This window comes from Kribbella turkmenica (genome assembly GCF_004348725.1).
Classification (GTDB): Bacteria; Actinomycetota; Actinomycetes; order Propionibacteriales; family Kribbellaceae; genus Kribbella; species Kribbella turkmenica.
The window spans coordinates 1-20,024 of sequence record NZ_SMKR01000145.1 but is presented as its reverse complement, the minus strand read 5'-3'; the positions used below and the strand labels follow the sequence as shown (position 1 = coordinate 20,024).

Sequence of the window (20,024 nt, the reverse complement as noted above, 5' to 3'; positions counted from 1 at the left end):
GACGGGAACGGCTCGGTGAGGTTCTTCACCAGGGCGTGCGCGACATCGACGCGGAACCCGTCGACGCCGCGGTCCGACCAGAACCTCAGGGTCCGCAGGAAGTCGGCCCGGACCTCCGGGTGCTCCCCGGTGGCCGGGTCGCGCACGAGCGCGCCGTACGCCGCCGGTCCAGGATTCCCGCGCGATCCCCCGTCCGCCTCCACGATGACGTGGGTGTAGCTCATCCACGTCCTCGCTTCGCTCCGGGCGCGGATGAGGCACACAACGCACTGTGCTCGATGATGAGCTGGCTCATACCGCGCTCTCCGCCGTACGAACCAGAATCCGGCCGCACTCCTCACAGCGCAGTACAACGTCCGGCGCGGCGGCCTTGAACCGGGTGAGATCCGACGGCGCCAGCTCCATCCGGCAGCCCATGCACCGCTTACCGACCAGAGGCGCGGCACCGATCCCGCCGTTGCGCTCGCGCAGCCTCTCGTACTGTGTGACGAGGGCGTCCGGAAGCTCGGCCGCGACCGTCGACCGCTTGTCACCGAGCTCCGCGCGCTGCTCGTCCAGCTCCTTGAGAGCGGCGTCGCGGGTGCTCTCCAGCTCGGCCTGCCGGCCGGCGAACGCCTCGGCGCGGGTCCGCAGGTCGGCCTGCACCGCCTCGGCCGCCTCCAGCTTCTCCATCACCTCGAGCTCGGCGTCCTCGAGGTCGGAGATCCGCCGGTCCAGCGAACCGATCTCGTGCTGCAGGTTCTCCAGGTCCCGCGGCGAGGTGACCTGGCCGGAATCGAGCCGCTGCTGGTTGCGCGCCTTGCGCTGACGCACCTGCTCGACGTCGCTGTCGGCCTTCTTCTGCTCGCGCCGCAGGTCGCTGACCTCGGTGTCGGCGGTCACCAGGTCGCGGTCGACCACCGACTTCTCCGCGGTCAGCTCGGCCAGCGCCTGGTGCTCGGGCAGCGACTTGCGTCTGTGGGCGACCTGATCCAGCTGCAGGTCGAGATCCTGCAGGTCCAGCAACCGGCGTTGGACAGCGGGCTCGGCGTTCAGGGTCGGCTCCTTTGGTCGTGTCTGTTGTCAGTTGCCGCGGACGTCAGAGCCGCAGGTTCCACGCGTCCGTGCGGAACGTCGAGATGTGAGTGTCCACGGTACTGCCTTGGGCTGCCAACCCTTCGAGCAGGAGCCGCTCCGCGTCCCGCAGCCACGGCCACTCGCTGGCCCAGTGCGCGACGTCGACCAGCGCGGGCCCTTCGTCGTACGCCCGGGCCTCGGTGGCGGGGTGGTGCCGGAGGTCCGCGGTGACGTACGCGTCGGCGCCGGCGGCGCGGACCCGGTCGAACTCCGAGTCGCCCGCACCCCCGACCACGGCGACCGTCGAGATGGTCCGCTCGAGATCTCCCGACACCCGTACGCCGTGCTCCGTCCGCGGCAGCTTGTCCCCGACCAGCCGGGCGAAGTCGGCCAGTGGCATCGGCTCCGGGAGTACGCCGACCCGGCCGCCACCGCGCTCACTCGGCAGCGCCGCCAACTCGTAGACGTCGTACGCAGGTTCCTCGTAGGAGTGGGCCGCCTTGAGCGCCTCGACGACGGCTCGACGCCGGCGGCGCGGCACGAGCATCTCGAGCCGGTTCTCGGCGACGACCTCGATGTCACCGACCTGTCCGACCGTCGGGTTGGCGCCTTCGAGCGGCCGGAACGTGCCTTCGCCGGTGCCGCTCCAGGCGGCCCGCTCGTAGTCGCCGATCCGGCCCGCGCCGGCCTTCGACAGGGCGTCGAGCATCGCCTGGGTCTCCGCGACCGGGACGAACACGACGAGTTTGTCCATCGGCTCCGCGGGCAGGGCCTTCAGCGGACGGGTGTCCTGCAGACCGAGGGCGGCCGCGAGCGCGTCACTGACACCGGGGTTCGCGTTGTCCGCGTTGGTGTGGCACACGTGCAGCGCCGTGCCGCTCCGGATCAGGTCGTGCACGACGCGGCCCTTCGGTGTCGTGGCCGCGACACTGTTGACCCCGCGCAGCAGGAGGGGGTGATGGGTGACGAGGAGGTCGAAGTCACCGGCGAGCGCCTCGTTCACGACCGCCCGCATCGGGTCGACCGCGAACAGGATCCGCCGCACCGGTTGCTCCGGGTCCCCGGTCACCAGCCCGACCGCGTCCCAGCTCTCCGCCCAGGCCGGGTCGTACAGCCGGTCGAGCACGGCAACCACATCACCCACCGTCGGATTCACAGCCCCATCCTGCCGCACGGGGTGGCCGACTCGATCCGTGGATCCTCGGTGGGAAGGATCCGCGGAGCGAGGGATCTCAGATCAGCCAGGCGGTGGTGTCGCCGGGCAGCTTGTCGCCCTCGAGCGCGCCGCTGGACAGCACGACCGCGGCCTCGGGGAGCTCGACCGGGGCGTCGCCGAAGTTGGTGATCGACTGCCAGCCGCCGGGACGGACGAAGTGCAGGACGTCGTCGCCGGCCTCGACCCAGGTGAGCGAGTTACCCGTCTGCAGCCCCCGCCGGACGGCGAGCGCCTTGCGGTACAGGCTGAGCGTCGACTCGGGATCGCCCTCCTGCGCCTCGACCGAGTAGCCGCCGAACCACTTCGGCTGAACCAGGTGCGAACCGCCGGAGCCGAAGCCGAACGAGAGTCCGCCGACGGTCCACGGGATCGGCACCCGGCAGCCGTCGCGCCCCTTCTCGGCACCCTTCGACCGGAAGTACGCGGGGTCCTGCAGGTTCGCCGCCGGCAGCTCGCCGACCTCCTGCAGCCCCAGCTCCTCACCCTGGTACAGGTACGCCGATCCCGGCAGCGCCAGCATCAGCAGCACCGCCGCCCGGGCTCGCCGCAGGCCGAGCTCGACGTCGACGGTCGGCTCGGTCCCGTTGCTGAGCAGCCAGGCCTTGCCGTCCTGCCAGAGACCCGACGGGTCCTTCGGCAGCCCGTACCGGGTCGCGTGCCGGACGACGTCGTGGTTGGAGAACACCCAGGTCGAGGACGATCCGTTCAACTCGGCCAGCGCGAGGTTGTCCTCGATCACCTGCCGGAACTTCGCGTACTCCCAGTCCGCCTGCAGCAGGTCGAAGTTGAACGCCTGCCCGAGACCTTCGGCACTCGCGTACCGGGCCCGGCGGGCGGCCGGCACGAACGCCTCGGCCACGGCCGACCGGGGCGGGTCGTACTCGTTCAGGACCTTCCGCCACTCGCGGTAGATCTCGTGGACACCGTCCTGGTCCCAGAGCGGGTGCGCTCCGTTGGACTCCGACTGCCGCGGCAGCGTGGACTGCGACGGGAACGGCTCGGTGAGGTTCTTCACCAGGGCGTGCGCGACATCGACGCGGAACCCGTCGACGCCGCGGTCCGACCAGAACCTCAGGGTCCGCAGGAAGTCGGCCCGGACCTCCGGGTGCTCCCAGTTCAGGTCCGGCTGCTCGGCCGCGAACATGTGCAGGTACCACTGCCCGTCCTCGACCTGCGCCCACGCGGAGCCGCCGAAGACCGAGTCCCAGTCCGACGGCGGCTCCGCGCCCCGGCCCTCGCGGAAGATGTACCGCTCCCGGGCCGGCGAGGCCCTCCCGGCGGCCAGCGCCTCGACGAACCACTCGTGCCGGTCCGAGGTGTGGTTCGGGACGATGTCGACGATCAGCTTGATGCCGGCGTCGTGCAGCGCGGCGACGAGCCGGTCGAAGTCGTCGAGCGTGCCGAGCCGCGGGTCCACGTCGCGGTAGTCGTCGACGTCGTACCCGCCGTCGGCGAGGGCGGACGGGTAGAACGGGCTCAGCCAGACCGCGTCGATACCCAGGGACGCGAGGTACGGAACACGGCTGATGATGCCCTGCAGGTCACCCACGCCGTCGCCGTTGGAGTCGGCGAAGCTGCGCGGGTAGATCTGGTAGACGACGGCCTGGCGCCACCAGTCGCGGTCGGTCGGCGGTGTGCTGGTCAAGGAAGCCTCACTTGGGTCGGAAGGCACGGGTCCAGGGTTCCGGACGGTTGCGGCGACACTGCGCGCTTGTTTATATAGACTCTAAATTTAGATTCTGCAGTATTCTGCGCTTCCGTTCCCAACAGGTCAAGGGGCTTCCATGGCGAGACCAGCGGCCACTCCGCCCACGGCGACGCCGCCGATGCTGCGCCGGGTCAACGCCGGCAAGCTCCTCGGCGTGCTGGCCAAGGCCGGCGTGATGACGGGCACCGGCCTGATCGAGGCGACCGGCCTGACCCGGGCGACCGTGCACGCGGTCTGCAACGACCTGATCTCGATGGGCTGGGTGGTCGAGCTCGACCCGCACCGCGACGACACCTCGGTCGGGCGGCCCTCGCGGCGGTTCGAGTACAACGCCGGCGCCGGCTGCGTGCTCGGCATCGACATCGGCGCGGGCAAGACCACCGTGCTGGTCGCCGACCTGCGCGGCGAGACGGTCGCGAAGGTGGTCCGCTCGGTGCCCGGCGACCCGACCGCGGCCGAGCGGACCGGCATCGTCCACGAGACCGTCGTCGAGGCGCTGGAGACCGCGCAGGTGACGGACGCGCACGTGCTCGCGGCCGGCGCCGGCGTGGCCGCGCCGGTCGACCGGGACGGCAACATCCTGGTCGACGACGAGTTCTGGCGCCGGTTCGACGCCGGTCTGTCCCGGCGGCTGACCGAGCTGCACGGCTGGCCGGTCCTGCTGGAGAACGACGCGAACCTGGCCGCCCTCGGCGAGCATTGGCGGGGCGAAGGCCGCAACGTCGACGACCTCGCCGTACTGCTGGCCAGTGAGCGGTTCGGTTCCGGTCTGATGGACTCCGGCCGGCTGCTGCACGGCAGTCGTGGCGGCGCCGGTGAGATGGTCTACCTCAAGCTGGTCGAGGGCGTCGGCGACACCCACGGCATCGCCCGGATCGCCCGCGACCAGGGCGCCGCGGCCGTCGCCGACCCGGCCGTCGACACCGCCCTGCGGGCGCTGGCCGCCGACCGGCCGGTGACCGCGGAGCTGGTCTTCACCGCCGCGGACGCCGGCGACAAGGTTGCCCTAGGCATCCTTCAGCACGTCGCCGCCCGGACCGCCCGGGTGGTGGCCACCCTCGGCATCCTGTTCAACCCGGAGCTGGTCGTCCTCGGCGGCGCGGTCGCCGAGGCGGCCAAGTCCCTGCTGCCCGAGATCGAGGAGCAACTGGCCGGGTTCACCAGTACGCCGCCGCGCGTCGCCGTCTCGTCCCTCGGCGACGCGATCGTGTCCGTCGGCGCGGTCCGGCACGCACTCAACTACGTCGAGCAGAACGCCCTCGACCTGACGCTCAGCTGCCGTCCCGGGTAAGGGCCCGGGCGACCGCCTCGAGGACGATCAGGTTCCGGCCGGACGTCGTACCGTGGGCGACGCCTTCGGGGACCAGCTCGCGGTCCTCCGGGATGCCGGTGCACAGGACGACGGTGTCCTCGCCGCGGTCCCGCAGCAGGATCGTCAGCGCTTCCCGCATCCACGGCGTCCGGACGGCGTCCTGCACCGCGATCACCAACGGACGGCCGGCGGCGGCCGCCGCGGCGCGTTCGACGGCTCCCTCGGACCGGGTGCCCGCGCCGTCGAGCATTCGGTGCTCGCCGCGCAGGACCACGCCGTCCGAGCCGGGCGCGATCCGGCCGAAGATGTCCGGGAGGCCGCTGAAGTACGGGTTCCAGGCCGGGTGCAGCCCCTGGGCCAGGTCGACGACGTACGGCGTACGCCCGAGCGCCGGAAGAGTCCGGCTCGCGACGACACGGGTGGCGACCTCGCGGATCGGAGCACCGTCGAGGCCCGGCTGCCGGTTGCGCTGCCGCAGGCTCGCGGCCAGGGCCCGGACCCGTGCGGCGGCGTCGGCGACCCGCCCGGCGTCGAGCGTGCCGTTGTTGACGGCGTCGACCATGTGCGTCGTCAGCGCCCCCGGGTCGGCGGCGCCGATCGCGATCATGGCCAGGTCGGCGCCGGCCCGGACCGAGGCGACCGCGGCGTCCTCGATCGACCGAGTCTTGGTGATCGCCTGCATCTCCAGCGCGTCGGTGGTGATCACCCCCTGGAACCCGAGCTCCTCCCGGAGCAGGCCGGTGAGCAGCCGGTGCGAGAGGGTGGCCGGCTGGTCGTCGTACGCCGAGAAGACGATGTGGGCGCTCATCACCACGTCGGCGCCGGCCGCGATGGTCGCCCTGAACGGCACGAGCTCGACCTCGGTCACCTCCTCGATCGAGCGGTCCACCCGGGGCAGGTCCAGGTGTGAGTCGACGCTGACGTCGCCGTGGCCGGGGAAGTGCTTCGGGCAGGCCGCGATCCCGGCCTCGTGGACGCCCTCGACGAAGGCGACGCCGTGCCGCGAGACGACGTCCGCGGTCCGGCCGAACGAGCGGGTGGCGATGATCGGGTTCGCCGGGTTGCTGTTCACGTCGACCGACGGCGCGAGCATCAGGTCGATCCCGAGGCTCGCGAGCGTCGCCGCGGCGTCGCGCGCGGACGCGCGGGTCAGGTCGGCGTCGTCCAGGTCGCCGAGGATCCGCGGCGAGGCCAACGGCCACGGATCGGCCGGGGCGAGATGGCTGAACTCGCCGCCCTCGTGATCGATTGCGATCACCAGATCGGGCCGCTCCGCCCGCAGGGCGGCGGTGAGGGCGGCGACCTGCTCCGCGTCGGTGACGTTCCGGGTGAACAGGATGACCGCGCCGAGCCCGGCCGCCACCGCACGGCGCAGGTCGTCCGGGGCGGTGGTCCCGTCGAAGCCGACGATCAGGGCGCCGGCGGCATCACGATCCAGGTGATCACTCATCCCCACACCCTCTCCTGCCCGGGGTCCGGCCGCCACCCGGGCCCGTGCCCCGCCGACCGCCGCCACATCGTCACGGACAGCTAATGATTACCGGCTCTCAGGACCACCGAGGACGAACGTTGTCAGCCCTCGTCAACGGGAATTCTGCGCGTACTCCCGCAGGTTCGACGCGGAATCGTGCAAATTGACCCTCGCTGTAGAGCCCGACTACGGATAACGTTGTCTCTCGACCTAGCCCGCTCTCGACGGAGCCCGCACCGTGACCGTACAGATCACCCACGTCTCCTCCCCGGAACTGTTCGCCGGCGGCGACGACGATCCCCGCCAGCTGCTGCGGGTGGAACTGGCCCGTTCCACCGGCGACGGCGCGCTGTCGGTGCGAGTCGCCGGTGACGGCGTTTCCGGTGCCGCGGACCTCCCGGCAGGCGACGGCCCGGTTCGGGTCGAGATCCCGCTCACGGTCGCCGAGCCGTTGCGGACCCAGTACGGCGAGAGCGTCACGGCGACCGTGACGGTTTCGGCCGACGGTGCCGACGTGGCGGCCGACAGCGGCATCGTGGTGATCGCCGAGCCCGGCTGGACGATGGTCATGGTGTCGCACTTCCACTACGACCCGGTCTGGTGGAACACCCAGGCGGCGTACACGACCAGCTGGGACCTGCAGGGCCCCGACGGCACCACGCGGCCGGTGTACACGCACAACGCGTTCAGCCTGGTCGACGCGCACATCAAGCTGGCCTTGCGCGATCCGGCGTACTGCTTCGTGCTGGCCGAGCTGGACTACCTCAAGCCGTACTTCGACACCTTCCCGGAGAACCGCGCCGTCCTGCGGAGGCTGATCGCCGAGGGCCGGGTGGAAATCATCGGCGGCACCTACAACGAGCCGAACACCAACCTGACCGGCGCCGAGACCACCATCCGCAACATCGTGTACGGCGTCGGGTACCAGCGCGACATCCTCGGCGGGGACCCGCGGAACGCCTGGCAGCTGGACGTCTTCGGCCATGACCCGCAGTTCCCCGGGTACCTCGCGAAGGCCGGTCTGACCGGGTCGGCCTGGGCCCGCGGGCCGTTCCACCAGTGGGGGCCCCTGCGGCAAGCCTGGGGTGACCCGAAGGCCGGCACCGCGGCGGCCATGCAGTTCCCCAGCGAGTTCGAGTGGATCAGCCCGAGCGGGGACGGCGTACTCACCCACTACATGCCCGACCACTACGGTCCCGGCTGGGACCTGCAGCACGCGCCGAGTGTCGAAGCGGCCGGTGACGTCGCCTACCAGCTCTTCGCCACGCTGAAAACGGTCGCTGCGACCAGGAACACGTTGTTGCCCGTCGGCGGGGACTACACCCCGCCGAACAACTGGATCACCGCGCTCCACCATCACTGGAACGCGCGGTACGCCTGGCCCAAGTTCGTCTGCGGTACGACGCAGCACTTCATGGACCGGGTGCGCGCCGAGCTCGCCGAGACCGGACGCCGCCCGTCACCGCAGTCACGCGACATGAACCCGATCTACACCGGCAAGGACGTGTCGTACATCGACACCAAGCAGGCGCAGCGAGCCGCGGAAGCCGCCGCGGTCGACGCGGAGAAGCTCGGGACGTACGCCGACCTGCTCGGGCTCGGCCGGTTCGCGGACGCCTCGCTGGACAAGGCCTGGCGGCAACTCGCGTACGGCGCGCACCACGACGCGATCACCGGGTCCGAGTCGGACCAGGTGTACATCGATCTCGTCACCGGGTGGCGCGAGGCCTACGACCTGTCTGACGCGGCGCGGACCACGTCCCTGGCGGCGTTCGCGGCCCGGATCGACACGTCCGCTGTCGGGGAGCACGCCGTCGTCGTCACCAACACGTTGTCGTTCACGCGGACAGACCTGGCGACAGTGCAACTGCCGGAGTCCGGCGGCCGGTGGCGGGTGGTCGACGAGGCCGGTCTCGACGTGCCGGCGGTGCTCGAGGGCGGCAAGCTCACGTTCCTGGCCGTCGACGTACCTTCGCTCGGGTGGCGGACGTACGGGCTGACGGGTGCGGACCCGATCGCGGCCGGCTCCTGGGGGCCGGCGGACTCGGGTGAGTCGATCGAGAACGAGTTCTTCAGTGTGACCGTGGATCCGGTCCGCGGCGGTGGCATCAGTCAGATCGTCGACAAACGGACCGGCCGGCCGGTTCTCGACGGACTCGGCAACGAGTTGCGGGTGTACGAGGAGTACCCGGACCACCCGCGGTTCGGCGAAGGACCCTGGCACCTGATCCCGTCGGGTCCGGTGGTCGGCTCGGGCGAGGCGCCGGCGAAGGTCTTCACCCAGACCGGCCCGCTCGGCAGCCGGATCGTCAGCCGCGGCGAGGTCGACGGGATCTCCTACGAAGCCGTCGTCGCCGTGTACGACGGTCTCGACCGGATCGAGTTCACCACCCGGATCCTGGACCACGCGCAGTCGGACCGGCTGGTGCGCGTGAAGTTCCCGGCCGACGTCCCGGGAGCCCTCCCGCTCAGCGAGGTCGCCGGTGCCGTCGTCGGCCGCGGCTTCGGCCTCGTCGACGTCGACAGCGCCGAGGCCCCGTGGACGCTGGACAATCCGGCCAACACCTGGTTCGGCCTGGGTGCGACCGCCCGGATCGAGCTGATCGATGCGGCAGGCAACCAGGTCGGCACCCGGCCGCTCGCGGTCGCGGAGATCGTCGTACCGGACGACTCCGAGCCGGCCGACGTCCGCGACCTGGTGGTGGCCCTGGCCCGGGTGGGCGTCACCGCTACCACCTCACGGACCGGCGGCTCCCGCTACGGTCACCTGAAGGTCGACTCGAACCTCCCGGACCTCCGCATCCTGGTCGGCACAGCATCAGCTCTGCTGGGCGAGGAGGTGCCCGGTGAGGGAATCTCGTTCGTCCCGCCACGGACGGCGCTGGCCGAGGTGTGGAAGCCGAACGCGGATGTGCGCGACGTACGGTCGATTCCGGCCTTGGTGCTTCCGAACGCGGCCGCGGTCGACGCTGCGGTGGCCGGGCTCGCCGAGGCCCGGGTCAGCGCGACCGTCCACGGTGACGGCGTGATCGAGGACTTCGAGAACCGGACCGTTGCCCTGCTGACCTATGGCCTGCCGGGGTTCGCGGTCGATCCGACCGGCGCACTGCACGCCTCCCTGCTGCGATCGTGCACCGGTTGGCCGTCGGGGATCTGGATCGATCCGCCACGGCGATCGGCACCGGACGGCTCAGCGTTCCAGTTGCAGCACTGGACGCACGAGTTCCGGTACGCGTTGACCAGCGGCGAAGGCGACTGGCGCGCACAGCAACTGCCGAGTCGCGGCCAGGAATTCTCCTCACCGCTGCTCGCGGCCCTCACGACGGCGCACGACGGCACTCTGCCGGGCACGCACTCGCTGCTCCAGGTCAGCCCGGAGCGGGACGTGCTGGTCTCCACGCTGAAGCCGGCCGGCAACCCCATCGCCCGCGGGTCGGGTGTCCCGGCCGACCCGCGGGACGGCGTCACCCTGCGGCTGGTCGAGGCGACCGGACTCGGGTCGACGGCGACCGTCAGCTCCGCACTTCCGATCACCGGTGCCCACCACGCCGACCTGCTGGAGAGCCCGGCAGCACCGATCGAAGTTGCCAGTGGCAACCTCACGGTCGGGTTGGCCGGCTCCGCCGTCGACACCTTCGTGCTGACCGTCGACGGGGCCGCTCCCGCCGGCTCCGCCGTTCTTGGTCGGTCCGCGGAGATCGCGCAGCCGTCGTACGCGCGTTACTGGCTGCACAACCGCGGACCCGCGCAGATGGGTTTCCTGCCGGTCAGCCTCTCGGTCTCCCCGACCGTCGCGCGCACGGCCGGCAAGCCGTTCGAGATCTCGATGGTGATCGCGAACCAGTACGCCGACACGGCCGCCGAAGGATTGCTGACAATCGCAATCCCGGACGGATGGACAACCGATCAGTCCGATCGTCCACTACGACTCGATCCCGGCGGATACGTACGTCACCTCGCCTACGTACACCCGCCGGCCGACTGCGAACCCGGCCAGTACTTCGTCGCAGCCCGCGTCCTCACCAGGACCGACGAGCTCGCCGGTGGTGCCGGCGTCACGGCGGTCGAGGACGTCGTCACCGTCTTCGTCGGCGACAGCCCGGAGCTCACCGCGACCCTCGGCTTCGGCCTGCCGCCGACCGAGCCGCTGAACCCCAACGCCGGGGCGGCCGAGGGCGAACCGGGACGCCCGACCGGTCTGACGGTGACGCCGGCGACGCAGGACCTGAGGCTGCCGGCCGGGGCCTCGGACACGCTCGCCCTCGAGTTCGCCAACAGCACGTCCGGCGAGATCCGCGCCGAGCTGCAGCTGGCATCGCCGTACGGGACGTGGTCGTGGTTGCCGGAGCCGGTGCGGCTGGTCGTGGTACCGCCGAAGTCGTCGGTCACCGTCGAGGTGCCGGTCCATGCTCCCGCGGATGCGACGCCGGCACACGCATGGGTGCTGCCGAAGGTGATGTGGTTCGGCCGGGCGCAGTACGCGCCTGTTGTGCGCCTGGAGATCCAATGACGGCCGCGCTGACCGTGGGCCACGGTCACGGGCACACGCACGCCCCGGCGGCACCACCTGAGGTGATGGCGTATCTCAACAGTGCACCCGTGCCCCGCGCGCTGCTCGACGATCGGCTCGCGGCGTTGCGCGCCGGCGACGCCGCATGCGTCCTCCCCCGGCCGGACAGCCGCGAAGGCCGGCAACTCGTTCGCTGGGTCGCTCAGGTGGTCCTCACCGAGCAGGTGTGCCTCGACGAGCTCCGTCGCCGCGCGGAGGCACCCACCGGGACGTCGGACGGCGACGATCCGGAGCCGATCGAGGTGTCGACGGCGATCGCTGTCGGCTCGATCACGGCCGCGGCCCTGGCCGGTTCGGAGGCGGTCCGGCGGGTCGCCGCGCTGGTGACCGCGGAGGTCCGGATCCCGGCCGGGCAGTTGGCGTACGCGGCCGACGTCCTGGGTGAGGAGCCACCTGCCGATCCCGGCGCACCCACGGCGGGCTGGCATCGCGAACTGCTGCAGAGCGCCAGGTTGGAAGCGTTCGCTCGCTGGCTGAACGCGGCCACGCACGAGCGGGTCCAGCTGGTCCGCGGGCTCGAGCACCCGGGCGACAGCAACCAACCTGACAACCTGCACCGGCACTGACGGGGGGACGATGAGCGACGTTGCGGTGACCGAACAGGACACGGTTCTCGGGATCGACATCGGCGGCACGAAGATGGCCGCCGCTCTCGTGTCCGCGGACGGCCGGACGCTGACCGGCGACCGGATCCTCACTCCGGCCGGTGACGCCGACCAGGTCTTCGCCGCGCTCGGTGAGCTGATCGAGCGGGTTCGCGGCGACGCCCGGCCGCTCGCGGTCGGGATCGGCTCGGCCGGGCCGCTGGACCAGGTGCACGGCCTGGTGTCGCCGGTGAACATCCCCGGCTGGCGGAACTTCCCGTTGGTCGACCGGGTCCGTGCGCTGGTCGGCGACGTACCCGTGACGCTCGGAGTGGACGGGCACTGCTTCGCGCTCGGTGAATTCTGGACCGGGGCGGGCCGGGAGGCCGACACCCTGCTCGGCATCGTGGTGTCGACCGGCGTCGGCGGCGGGCTGGTCGTCGACGGCAAGCCGGTCATCGGACAGTCCGGCAACGCGGCGCACATCGGTCATGTGGTGGTCGACCTGGACGGCGAGGCTTGCGCGTGCGGGTCGTTCGGCTGCGTCGAGGCATACGCCAGCGGCCCGCGGATGGTGACCCGGGCCAAGCGGCGCGGCTGGCGGACCGGTGAGGACGTGGACGCCGCCGTCCTGGCCGCCGACGCGGCCGCGGGCGACGAGCTCGCGCTGGCCACCTTCGACGACGGGGCCCAGGCGCTCGCCGCCGGGATCGTCGCGACCGCGGTGACCGTCGACCTCACCACCGTCGTCATCGGCGGCGGGGTCTCGAAGGCCGGCTCGGTCCTGTTCGATCCCGTCCAGGCCTGGGTCAAGCGGCTCGCCCAGCTCCCCTTCGTCACCGACCTCACGGTCGAGCCTGCCCAGCTCGACAACGCCGGTCTGCTCGGCGCCGCCCACCAGGCCTGGTCCGCTGTCGGTTAGACCTCGGCGGCGACCCGCACACCGGCGCCGTCTCGGGGCGTCGGTGCTTCGTTTCTGTCATCACGCAGTCATCTTGTGCGGAAAAGGTTATCCCGAACACCTTTGGGCAGTTTTCACCGAATTGCCCAGAACTGTGTAACGACAGGCCCGCCGTACCCGATGCAACGGATGGATGGGGTGGGGGCACGTCATCCACAGTCGGTCGAGGGGGCTCGGACCGGCAGGAACGGCCGGTCAGGGGGCTGGACCGACCAGAACGCGGAGGTGGCGGGGAGGAGACTCCCCGCCGCCATCGCGTCGCAGGACCGCAGTACCGCAGGTGAGCAGAACCGTCCACCAGCGTTGTCCGGGGCAACGCTCGACCAGAGAGATCGGTCCTCATGGACGTCGCGGTGCTCCTGGTCTTCGCCTTCTTCACCACCGCTGTGGCCGTCGCGACCATGACCCGCACCGAGGTACTACGGGCATCGGTACGGCGGCCGCGGCTCTTCCAAGGAGCGGTCCTGGGCGCCGCCGCGGCCACCGTTCCGGTCGACCTGTACGCCGTCGTGTACGGCACGATCGGCCCGGGCGGAACACGGCTCACCGACGTGGCCGACCGACTCCTGCTGCTGAACGTCGCCGCCGCGTGCGGCGTCGCCGCCCTGCACGGTTGCCTGCGCGGACGAGCCCTCGCCGGCTCGGCTCCCGCCGCGACCGTCGCCGGCGCGGCCGCGGCCTGCTCACCGGGACCCGGCAGCGGTTCCCGCGCGGAGGCTCTGCCGGGGCCCGGCTCGGGTTCCGGTGGGCAGACCGACGACCGGCACGCGCTCCGGATGGGCGTGCTCGGCTGGACCGGACCGCTGATCGCGCTGGTCGTGGTCACCGCTGTCGTCGCACTCGGTTCCGGATCCGCGTCCGGTGGGAACGGGACGGGTGCGGGCGGCGTCGGAGCGACGGCCGGGTCCGCGCTCGCGATCTACTCCCTGCTCGTCTGCCTGATCAGCGCCTCGCTGTTCCGCGGCCGGCCGGCGCGTGTCCCCGGGACACGGGCCGGGACACCAGGGAGCGCGATCGATCCTCGGGAGGGATGAGGATCGACGCGGGTTCTGCACCGTGGACGGTGGGCCGGTGGCTGCGGGAGGGCTGCCACCGACACAACCCCCGTCCCCGGTGCAGAACCGACGTACGTCCGGGGCGGCCAGGACCTACGGCTTGAGCCACTCGGGTTCGGGCAGGCGGGTCCGGTCGAGGCGGCCGTTGTCGTCGAGCGGGAGCTCCTCGATCGGGATCAGGTCGGCCGGGACCAGGTAGATCGGCAACTCCTTGCCCAGGTCCAGCATCAGCCGGGCCAGGACCGCGGGATCGCTGTCCTCCAGGACCACGTACCCGAGCAGGCAGGTGTCGCCGCCGGGGTCCTGGCACGCGACCACCACGGCGTCGATCACGCCCGGCTGGTCGGCCAGCACGTGCTCGGTCTCCCCCGGCTCGACCCGGTGGCCGCGGATCTTCACCTGGTCGTCCGCGCGGCCGAGGTACTCCAGCGTCCCGTCCACACGCCACCGGCCGAGGTCACGGCTGCGGTAGAGCCGCCCGCCCGGGTGCCCCGGGTCCGGCACGAACGCGCGCTCGGTCTCCTCCGGCCGGCCGATGTAGCCCTGGGCAACGGCCGCGCCGCCGAGGTGGATCTCCCCGACCGCACCCACCGGCACCGGCCGGAGCGCCTCGTCCAGCAGCCGGACGACGACGCCCTCGACCGGACGCCCGATCGACGGCCGGTCCTCCGCCGGGTCGACCTCGTGGATCGTGGTCACGATCGACGCCTCGGCCGGCCCGTACTCGTTGAACAGCCGGCAGTCCGGGTGAGCCTCGAGGAAGTCGCGCACCTTGTGCGTCAGCACCATCGCCTCGCCGCCGGCGACGATCTCCCGCAGCGCGGGCAGCTCCGGCAGGCGGCGCATGGTCGCCAGCAACGCGGTCAACGGGCTGAAGGCCATGAACAGGCGCTCGACCCGGTGGTCCCGCAGGGCCGCGATCACCGCGTCCGGGTCGTACCGGTCGTCCTCGCCGATCAGGATCAGCGGGGCGCCGGACGCCAGCGCGGTGAACATCTCCTGCACGTGAACGTCGAAACCGAACGACGTCCACTGCAGTGTGCGCAGCGAGCTCCGGGTCCGCAGGTAGTGGCGCACCAGGTTGACCGGACCGCGGTGCGGGACCAGCACGCCCTTCGGATTGCCGGTCGAACCCGACGTGTAGATGCAATAGGCAACGTCATCGGCGGCCGACCGGACCGGCGGCGGCTGCTGCGAACGCGGGTCGCCGTCCACCGCGGCGACGGGCACCAGTCGCAGTCCGAGGCGATCGGCCAGGGCCGCGTCGTCACCCACCAGTGCGACCGCGGACGAGTCCTCGGCCATGAACGCCCAGCGCGACTCCGGCACGCCGGGATCCAGCGGGAGGTACGCCGCGCCGGACTTCAGGACGGCGAGCACCGCGACCACGAGTTCGGTACCGCGGGCAACGCGTACGGCGACCAGCTGGCCGGGCTTCACGCCGAGGTCGGCGAGCTGCCACGCGACCGCGTTGGCGCGGCGGTCGAGCTCGGCGTACGTCAGCTCTCGCCTGTCCTGGATGACGGCGGTCGCGTCCGGGGTGCGGGCGACCTGCTGCTCGAAGAGGGTATGGAGTCCGCTGAGCTCACCGGCCACCACGGCGTTCCGTCGTAGGCGCCCGATCGGGCCGACGGCGCCGGTGTCACCCTCCAGCTCGCGAAGCTTCCCCAGGTCGGACTCGATCGGCAGCATCAGGTCGGGAAGACGCAGGCGCGGCCGGCTGGTCGCGCGCCGGAGCACCGCCTCCAGGTACGCGAGCAGGCGGTCGATCGTGGACTGCTCGAACAGGTCGGCGCGGTAGTCCGCCGTACATGTGATGCCGGCGCCGTGCTGCGTCAGGCGCAGCCGCAGGTGCAGGTGCTTCGGCAGCTCCCCGTCACCGTCCTCGAACTCCACCAGCACGTGGAAGAGCGGGTCGCGCTCCAGAACGGCGGGGTCGGTGCCGCCGTGGTCGAACGCGCCGGTCGTGACGTCGCGCACCCGGTGCGCGAGTTCACCGAGATCAGGCTCACCGGACAGGTCGATCCGAATGGGCAGCGCCCGCTGCGCCGTCGTCGAGGTGTCACCCTTCGGCCGGATCAGCGTCGTACCGATCGTCACGTCGTCCTGCGCCGCGAACCGCCCCAGCACCGTGCCGACCGCGGCCAGCATCACGATCACCGGATTGATCTTGCGCTCCCGGCTGAACCCGAACACCGCGTCCCCGAGCTCGTCGTCCAGGTCCGCCTTCACCGAGCCGACGCGCGCCTCACCACCGGCCCGATCCCCCACCAACACCAATGGCTGAGACCCCGCCAAAGCCAAGTCCCAGTAAGCAAACCCCCGCCGCCGCTCCTCCAACAAGTCAGCCGCCTCGGCAGCCGCCTCCCCAACCGCCGACTCCTCGACAGCCTGCTCACCAGCAGCCGACAGCACCACCGCGGGGTGTTCAGGACCGGGCTCTGCTTCACCAGCGGTCCGCTGACCGACGTGAGCCGCTTCGCCGGCGGCCTGCTCCTCGGCGGGCGCCCGTGCACCGGCGGCCTGCTCCTCGGCGGGCGCTGATTCGCCGGCGGGCGCCGACTCGCCGGCGGGCGCCGACTCACCGGCGGGCGCCGACTCACCGGCGGGCGCCGACTCACCGGCGGGCGCCGATTCATCGGCGGGTGTGTGCCCGGCAGCGTTGTGCGGAGCGGCACCTTCGTGCGCCACCACAGCGGCGGCGTCCACGTCGACATGATCCGCGGTCTCCGCCGCCCGCGCATCCACCTCGGCACGATCCACCGCTGAAGCCACATCGCCCGTCGACGGCGAATTCGTCTCGAGGAGCGCCAGTTGTTCGCGCATCAGCTTGGTGACGCCATCGACCAGCTGCCCGGCGACCCGCAGCTGCTGGGACATCAGCGCCGCCATCCCCGACCCAGGAAGCTCAGCCTCACTCGTCGCCGCGGCCGCCTCGTCCACTCTCGCCGCCAGTTCCGCCAACCCCGACCCGAGCACCGCCAACGCGGCCCGCGGATCCCGCACTTCGGCTCCGTCCTCGGCCGATTCCTCGACGACCGCAGGCGTCCCCACCAGTTCGGTGCCGTCAGCAACTTCCTCCACAGGAGCCACCGACTCGCCCTCGACACCGTCCTCCGACCGCGCCCGGACCGCCACCGCCGTCGCCAGCCTGTGCGGCGTCGTGTGCGTGGTGAACAGATCCTCAGCAGTCAACGCAACCGCGAACCGCTCGTTGATCTGCGCGACCACCGGCGCCATCGACGCAGCATCGGCCCCCAGCTCGGCGAACGTGTGGTCGACCGTCAGATCGTACGGATCGAGCGACAGCTCCTCGCACGCCAGATCCAGCACCGCGTCCAGCGACTCGCGGTACCGCTCGGCCGACATCTGGTCACCCGACAACGACCCCGCCTGCGCCAGGTAGTCCGCATCCACGGCATGCGTCTCCGCCGGCAGCGCGAACGGCGACCGCTCCTCCGCCTCGTCAGCCACCGACTCAGCCGGGTCGGGTTCACTCGGCGGATCCAGCGGAATCCGCTTCACCGCCGGCCCGGTCCCGCTCACCGGCTCGAACGCCGCCGCCTGCGCCCGCGCGGCCCGCTCGAAGGCGTTCAACTGCCCACGCGCAGCCGCACGATGCTCGTCCTCGCCCCGCACAACCCCGGCCGCGGACGTGTCGATCGGGTGATGCACCCGGCGGAACGGGTACGTCGGCAACGGCACCCGACCGCCGTCGGCGTACACCTTCGACCAGGCGATCTCGGTCCCCTGCTCGTACAGCTCGGCCAGCCCGTTCATCGTCGCCAGCACGGGATCCTGCCCGACCCGCTGCGCCGGGATCCACGTGCTGTTCGGCGCGATCCGGCGCCCGGCAGGACTCAGTACGGCGTCCGGCCCGAGCTCCAGGAAGCGCCGGCAGCCGGCCGCCGTCACCGCCTCGACCGCGTCACCGAACAGCACCGGCTGCCGCAGCTGCCCGACCAGGTAGTCGCTGTCGAGCACTGTTCCGGACTCGAGCAGCTCACCGGACCAGCTCGACACCATCGGCGTACGCAACGGCTTCAGCGTGATCTCGCGGACAATCGCCGCGAAGTCCGCGAGGATCGGGTCCACGAGCGAGCTGTGGAACGCCCGGTCGACGTCGAGCCGCTGCCACGCGACCTCCAACCGGTCCAGCTGCGCTGCCAGCTGCCCGACGATCACCTCGGACCCGGTCAGCACGAACGACTGCGGACCGTTGCCTGCGGCAATCTCTACGCCGGGCGTCTGAGCCAGCTCGCGCACCCGGTCGGCATCCGCCCGTACGGCGACCATCGCGCCGGGGACCGTCCCTCGCTGCATCAGCTCGCCGCGCTTGGCGGTCAGCCGTACGCCGTCGCCCGGTGACAACGCACCGGCGACACACAACGCGGCGTACTCGCCGACACTGTGCCCGACGACCAACGCGGGCTGCACGCCGAACGACTGCCACAGCCGCGCCAACGCAAGCTCGAACGCGAACAGCGCGGGCTGCGCGGTCTCTGTCGGCCAGACACCCTCCGACGAACCAGCCGGGGTCAGCAACAGCTCCAGCAGACTGCCGCCGGTCTCCTCGGCGTACACGCGGTCGCACTCGTTCAGCACGGACCGGAACACCGGGAAGCGGGCCGCCAGCCCAGCGGCCATGCCCCGACGCGCAGCTCCCTGTCCGGTGAACGCATAGCCCAGGGGACCCGGTCCACCGCGCGGCACCTCAGCAGCCTGAGCAGTGCCGAGCGCATCGATTAGCTCAGCCTCTGACGAGCCGGCGACGGCGATGCGGTGACGGTACGCCGGTCGGCCGAGTGCCGCCGTACCAGCGAGGTCGATGAGGCGGTGGCCGGTGCCATGGCCGAGGTCGGTGCGGTAGAGCTCGACCAAGTCGGCCAGTGCATCCAAGTCGGGTGCGGACAGCGGCAGCACGACCGGGCCGTCGTCGCCACGACGGATCTGCCGCGGCGCCTCCTCCAGGATCACGTGCGCGTTGGTGCCGCCGGCGTCGAGTGCGCTGACGCCGGCGCGCAACGTCGCACTGCCGTCCGGTGCGGTCCAGTCACGGACCTCGGTGCCGATGACGAACGGGCTGCCGTCGAGGGCGAGCTCCGGGTTCGGCGCGGTGTAGTTGATCGTCGGCACCAGTGTCCGGTGCTGCAGCATCAGGATCGTCTTGATCAGGCCGGCCATCCCGGCGGCGCTGTCGAGATGGCCGATGTTCGGCTTCACCGAGCCGATCGTGCAGAAGCCGACCTTGTCGGTGTGCCGGCGCAGCGCGGTCGTCAGCGACTTCACCTCGGCCGAGTCGGCGGTGGCGCTGCCGATCGCGTTCGCCTCGACGTAGCTGAGCGAGTCGGCCGCGAACCCGGCGCGCTCGAGCGCCCGCTCGATCAGCTCGACCTGGTTGCCGGCGGGCGCGTCCTCGTTGCTGACCGCCGTGCCGCGGATGACGGCGTACACGGTGTCGCCGTCGGCCACCGCCTGGTCGAGCCGCTTCAGCAGTACGGCGGCCACGCCGTTGCCGCCGACCGTACCGTCGGCGTCGGCGTCGAACGCCCGTACCCGACCGGTCGGCGACAGGATCGAGTCCGGGGCCGGGTGATAACCCGTTGCCTGCGGCACCTGTACGGCGGCGGCGCCGGCGAGGGCGAGATCCGCGTCGCCGGACCTGAGGGCCTGGCAGGCGAGGTGGACCGCGACGAGCGAGGACGACCACGCGGACTGGACGCCGATCGCCGGGCCGGTGAGGCCGAGGCGGTACGCGACCCGGGTGGCGAGGGAGTCACGGGACTGGTTCTGCTGGGTGTACAGGTTCATGCCGGAGCCGGCGAAAATCCCGACCCGGCTCGCGGTCCCGGCGTACCCGGCGTGCTCGAGCGCCTGGTAGCAGACCTCCAGGAACAACCGCTGCGCCGGATCCATCAACTCGGCCTCGCGGTCGCCCAACCCGAAGAACCGCGCGTCGAACGACTCCACATGCTCGAGTGCGCCACTCACCGCGACGAGCCCACCATCCGGCCGCCCGCCGGCCTGACGCACCTCGTCAGGCGTGAACCGGCGGATGCTCTCCACCCCACCGACCAGGTTGTCCCAGAAC

Annotated in this window: 11 protein-coding genes; 5 read left to right on the top strand and 6 right to left on the bottom strand. The window is 71.6% G+C overall.

What is annotated here, in order from left to right:
• From E1218_RS36765 to E1218_RS27245, 4 genes are all read right to left on the bottom strand, one after another.
• Positions 1-224: alpha-amylase family glycosyl hydrolase (locus E1218_RS36765; RefSeq protein WP_202866215.1), on the bottom strand; the 224-nt coding region annotated here is incomplete at its 3' end.
• Between the two features lie 67 nt (positions 225-291).
• Complete coding sequence (locus tag E1218_RS27255) at positions 292-1,005, bottom strand: zinc ribbon domain-containing protein (RefSeq protein WP_202866214.1); 714 nt, start codon at positions 1,003-1,005, stop codon at positions 292-294.
• Between the two features lie 73 nt (positions 1,006-1,078).
• Complete coding sequence (locus E1218_RS27250) at positions 1,079-2,212, bottom strand: Nif3-like dinuclear metal center hexameric protein (RefSeq protein ID WP_132325188.1); 1,134 nt, start codon at positions 2,210-2,212, stop codon at positions 1,079-1,081.
• A gap of 76 nt (positions 2,213-2,288) precedes the next feature.
• Positions 2,289-3,917 carry a glycoside hydrolase family 13 protein gene (locus E1218_RS27245; protein WP_202866213.1) on the bottom strand — a complete coding sequence of 543 codons (1,629 nt, stop codon included), beginning with the start codon at positions 3,915-3,917 and terminating at the stop codon, positions 2,289-2,291.
• 139 nt (positions 3,918-4,056) lie between these two features.
• On the opposite strand from E1218_RS27245, the gene E1218_RS27240 reads away from it, so the two are divergent.
• Positions 4,057-5,271, top strand: coding sequence for an ROK family protein (locus E1218_RS27240; protein WP_132325183.1), 1,215 nt, complete (start codon positions 4,057-4,059; stop codon positions 5,269-5,271).
• On the opposite strand, the gene nagZ is transcribed toward E1218_RS27240, so the two are convergent.
• On the bottom strand, positions 5,252-6,742 hold the full coding sequence (nagZ, locus tag E1218_RS27235) for a beta-N-acetylhexosaminidase (RefSeq protein WP_132325180.1): 1,491 nt from the start codon (positions 6,740-6,742) through the stop codon (positions 5,252-5,254). The genes E1218_RS27240 and nagZ overlap by 20 nt on opposite strands.
• A gap of 259 nt (positions 6,743-7,001) precedes the next feature.
• Between nagZ and E1218_RS27230 the strand changes: the two genes are divergently transcribed.
• From E1218_RS27230 to E1218_RS36760, 4 genes are all read left to right on the top strand, one after another.
• Entirely contained in the window at positions 7,002-11,273 is a 4,272-nt protein-coding gene (locus E1218_RS27230) for a glycoside hydrolase family 38 N-terminal domain-containing protein (protein ID WP_132325178.1), read from the top strand.
• A complete protein-coding gene (locus tag E1218_RS27225) occupies positions 11,270-11,899 on the top strand; it encodes a DUF7158 domain-containing protein (RefSeq protein WP_233712498.1) in 630 nt (209 codons plus the stop codon). The genes E1218_RS27230 and E1218_RS27225 overlap by 4 nt, the downstream gene beginning before the upstream one ends.
• Before the next feature lie 10 nt (positions 11,900-11,909).
• Complete coding sequence (locus E1218_RS27220; protein ID WP_132325175.1) at positions 11,910-12,839, top strand: ROK family protein; 930 nt, start codon at positions 11,910-11,912, stop codon at positions 12,837-12,839.
• 380 nt (positions 12,840-13,219) lie between these two features.
• Positions 13,220-13,912: a hypothetical protein gene (locus tag E1218_RS36760; RefSeq protein WP_202866212.1), complete on the top strand. Its 693-nt coding sequence runs from the start codon at positions 13,220-13,222 to the stop codon at positions 13,910-13,912.
• A 114-nt stretch (positions 13,913-14,026) separates the two neighbouring features.
• Here the strand turns inward: E1218_RS36760 and E1218_RS27210 are convergent, their stop codons facing one another.
• Complete coding sequence (locus E1218_RS27210; RefSeq protein ID WP_267900329.1) at positions 14,027-20,011, bottom strand: polyketide synthase; 5,985 nt, start codon at positions 20,009-20,011, stop codon at positions 14,027-14,029.
• Positions 20,012-20,024: the final 13 nt, after the last annotated feature.

What these genes read in the sequence shown, in the direction of transcription:
- E1218_RS27240 (WP_132325183.1), top strand. Translation starts at nt 4,057, where the DNA reads ATGGCGAGACCAGCGGCCACTCCGCCCACGGCGACGCCGCCGATGCTG.
- E1218_RS36760 (WP_202866212.1), top strand. Translation starts at nt 13,220, where the DNA reads ATGGACGTCGCGGTGCTCCTGGTCTTCGCCTTCTTCACCACCGCTGTG.
- E1218_RS27225 (WP_233712498.1), top strand. Translation starts at nt 11,270, where the DNA reads ATGACGGCCGCGCTGACCGTGGGCCACGGTCACGGGCACACGCACGCC.
- nagZ (WP_132325180.1), bottom strand. Translation starts at nt 6,742, where the DNA reads ATGAGTGATCACCTGGATCGTGATGCCGCCGGCGCCCTGATCGTCGGC.
- E1218_RS27220 (WP_132325175.1), top strand. Translation starts at nt 11,910, where the DNA reads ATGAGCGACGTTGCGGTGACCGAACAGGACACGGTTCTCGGGATCGAC.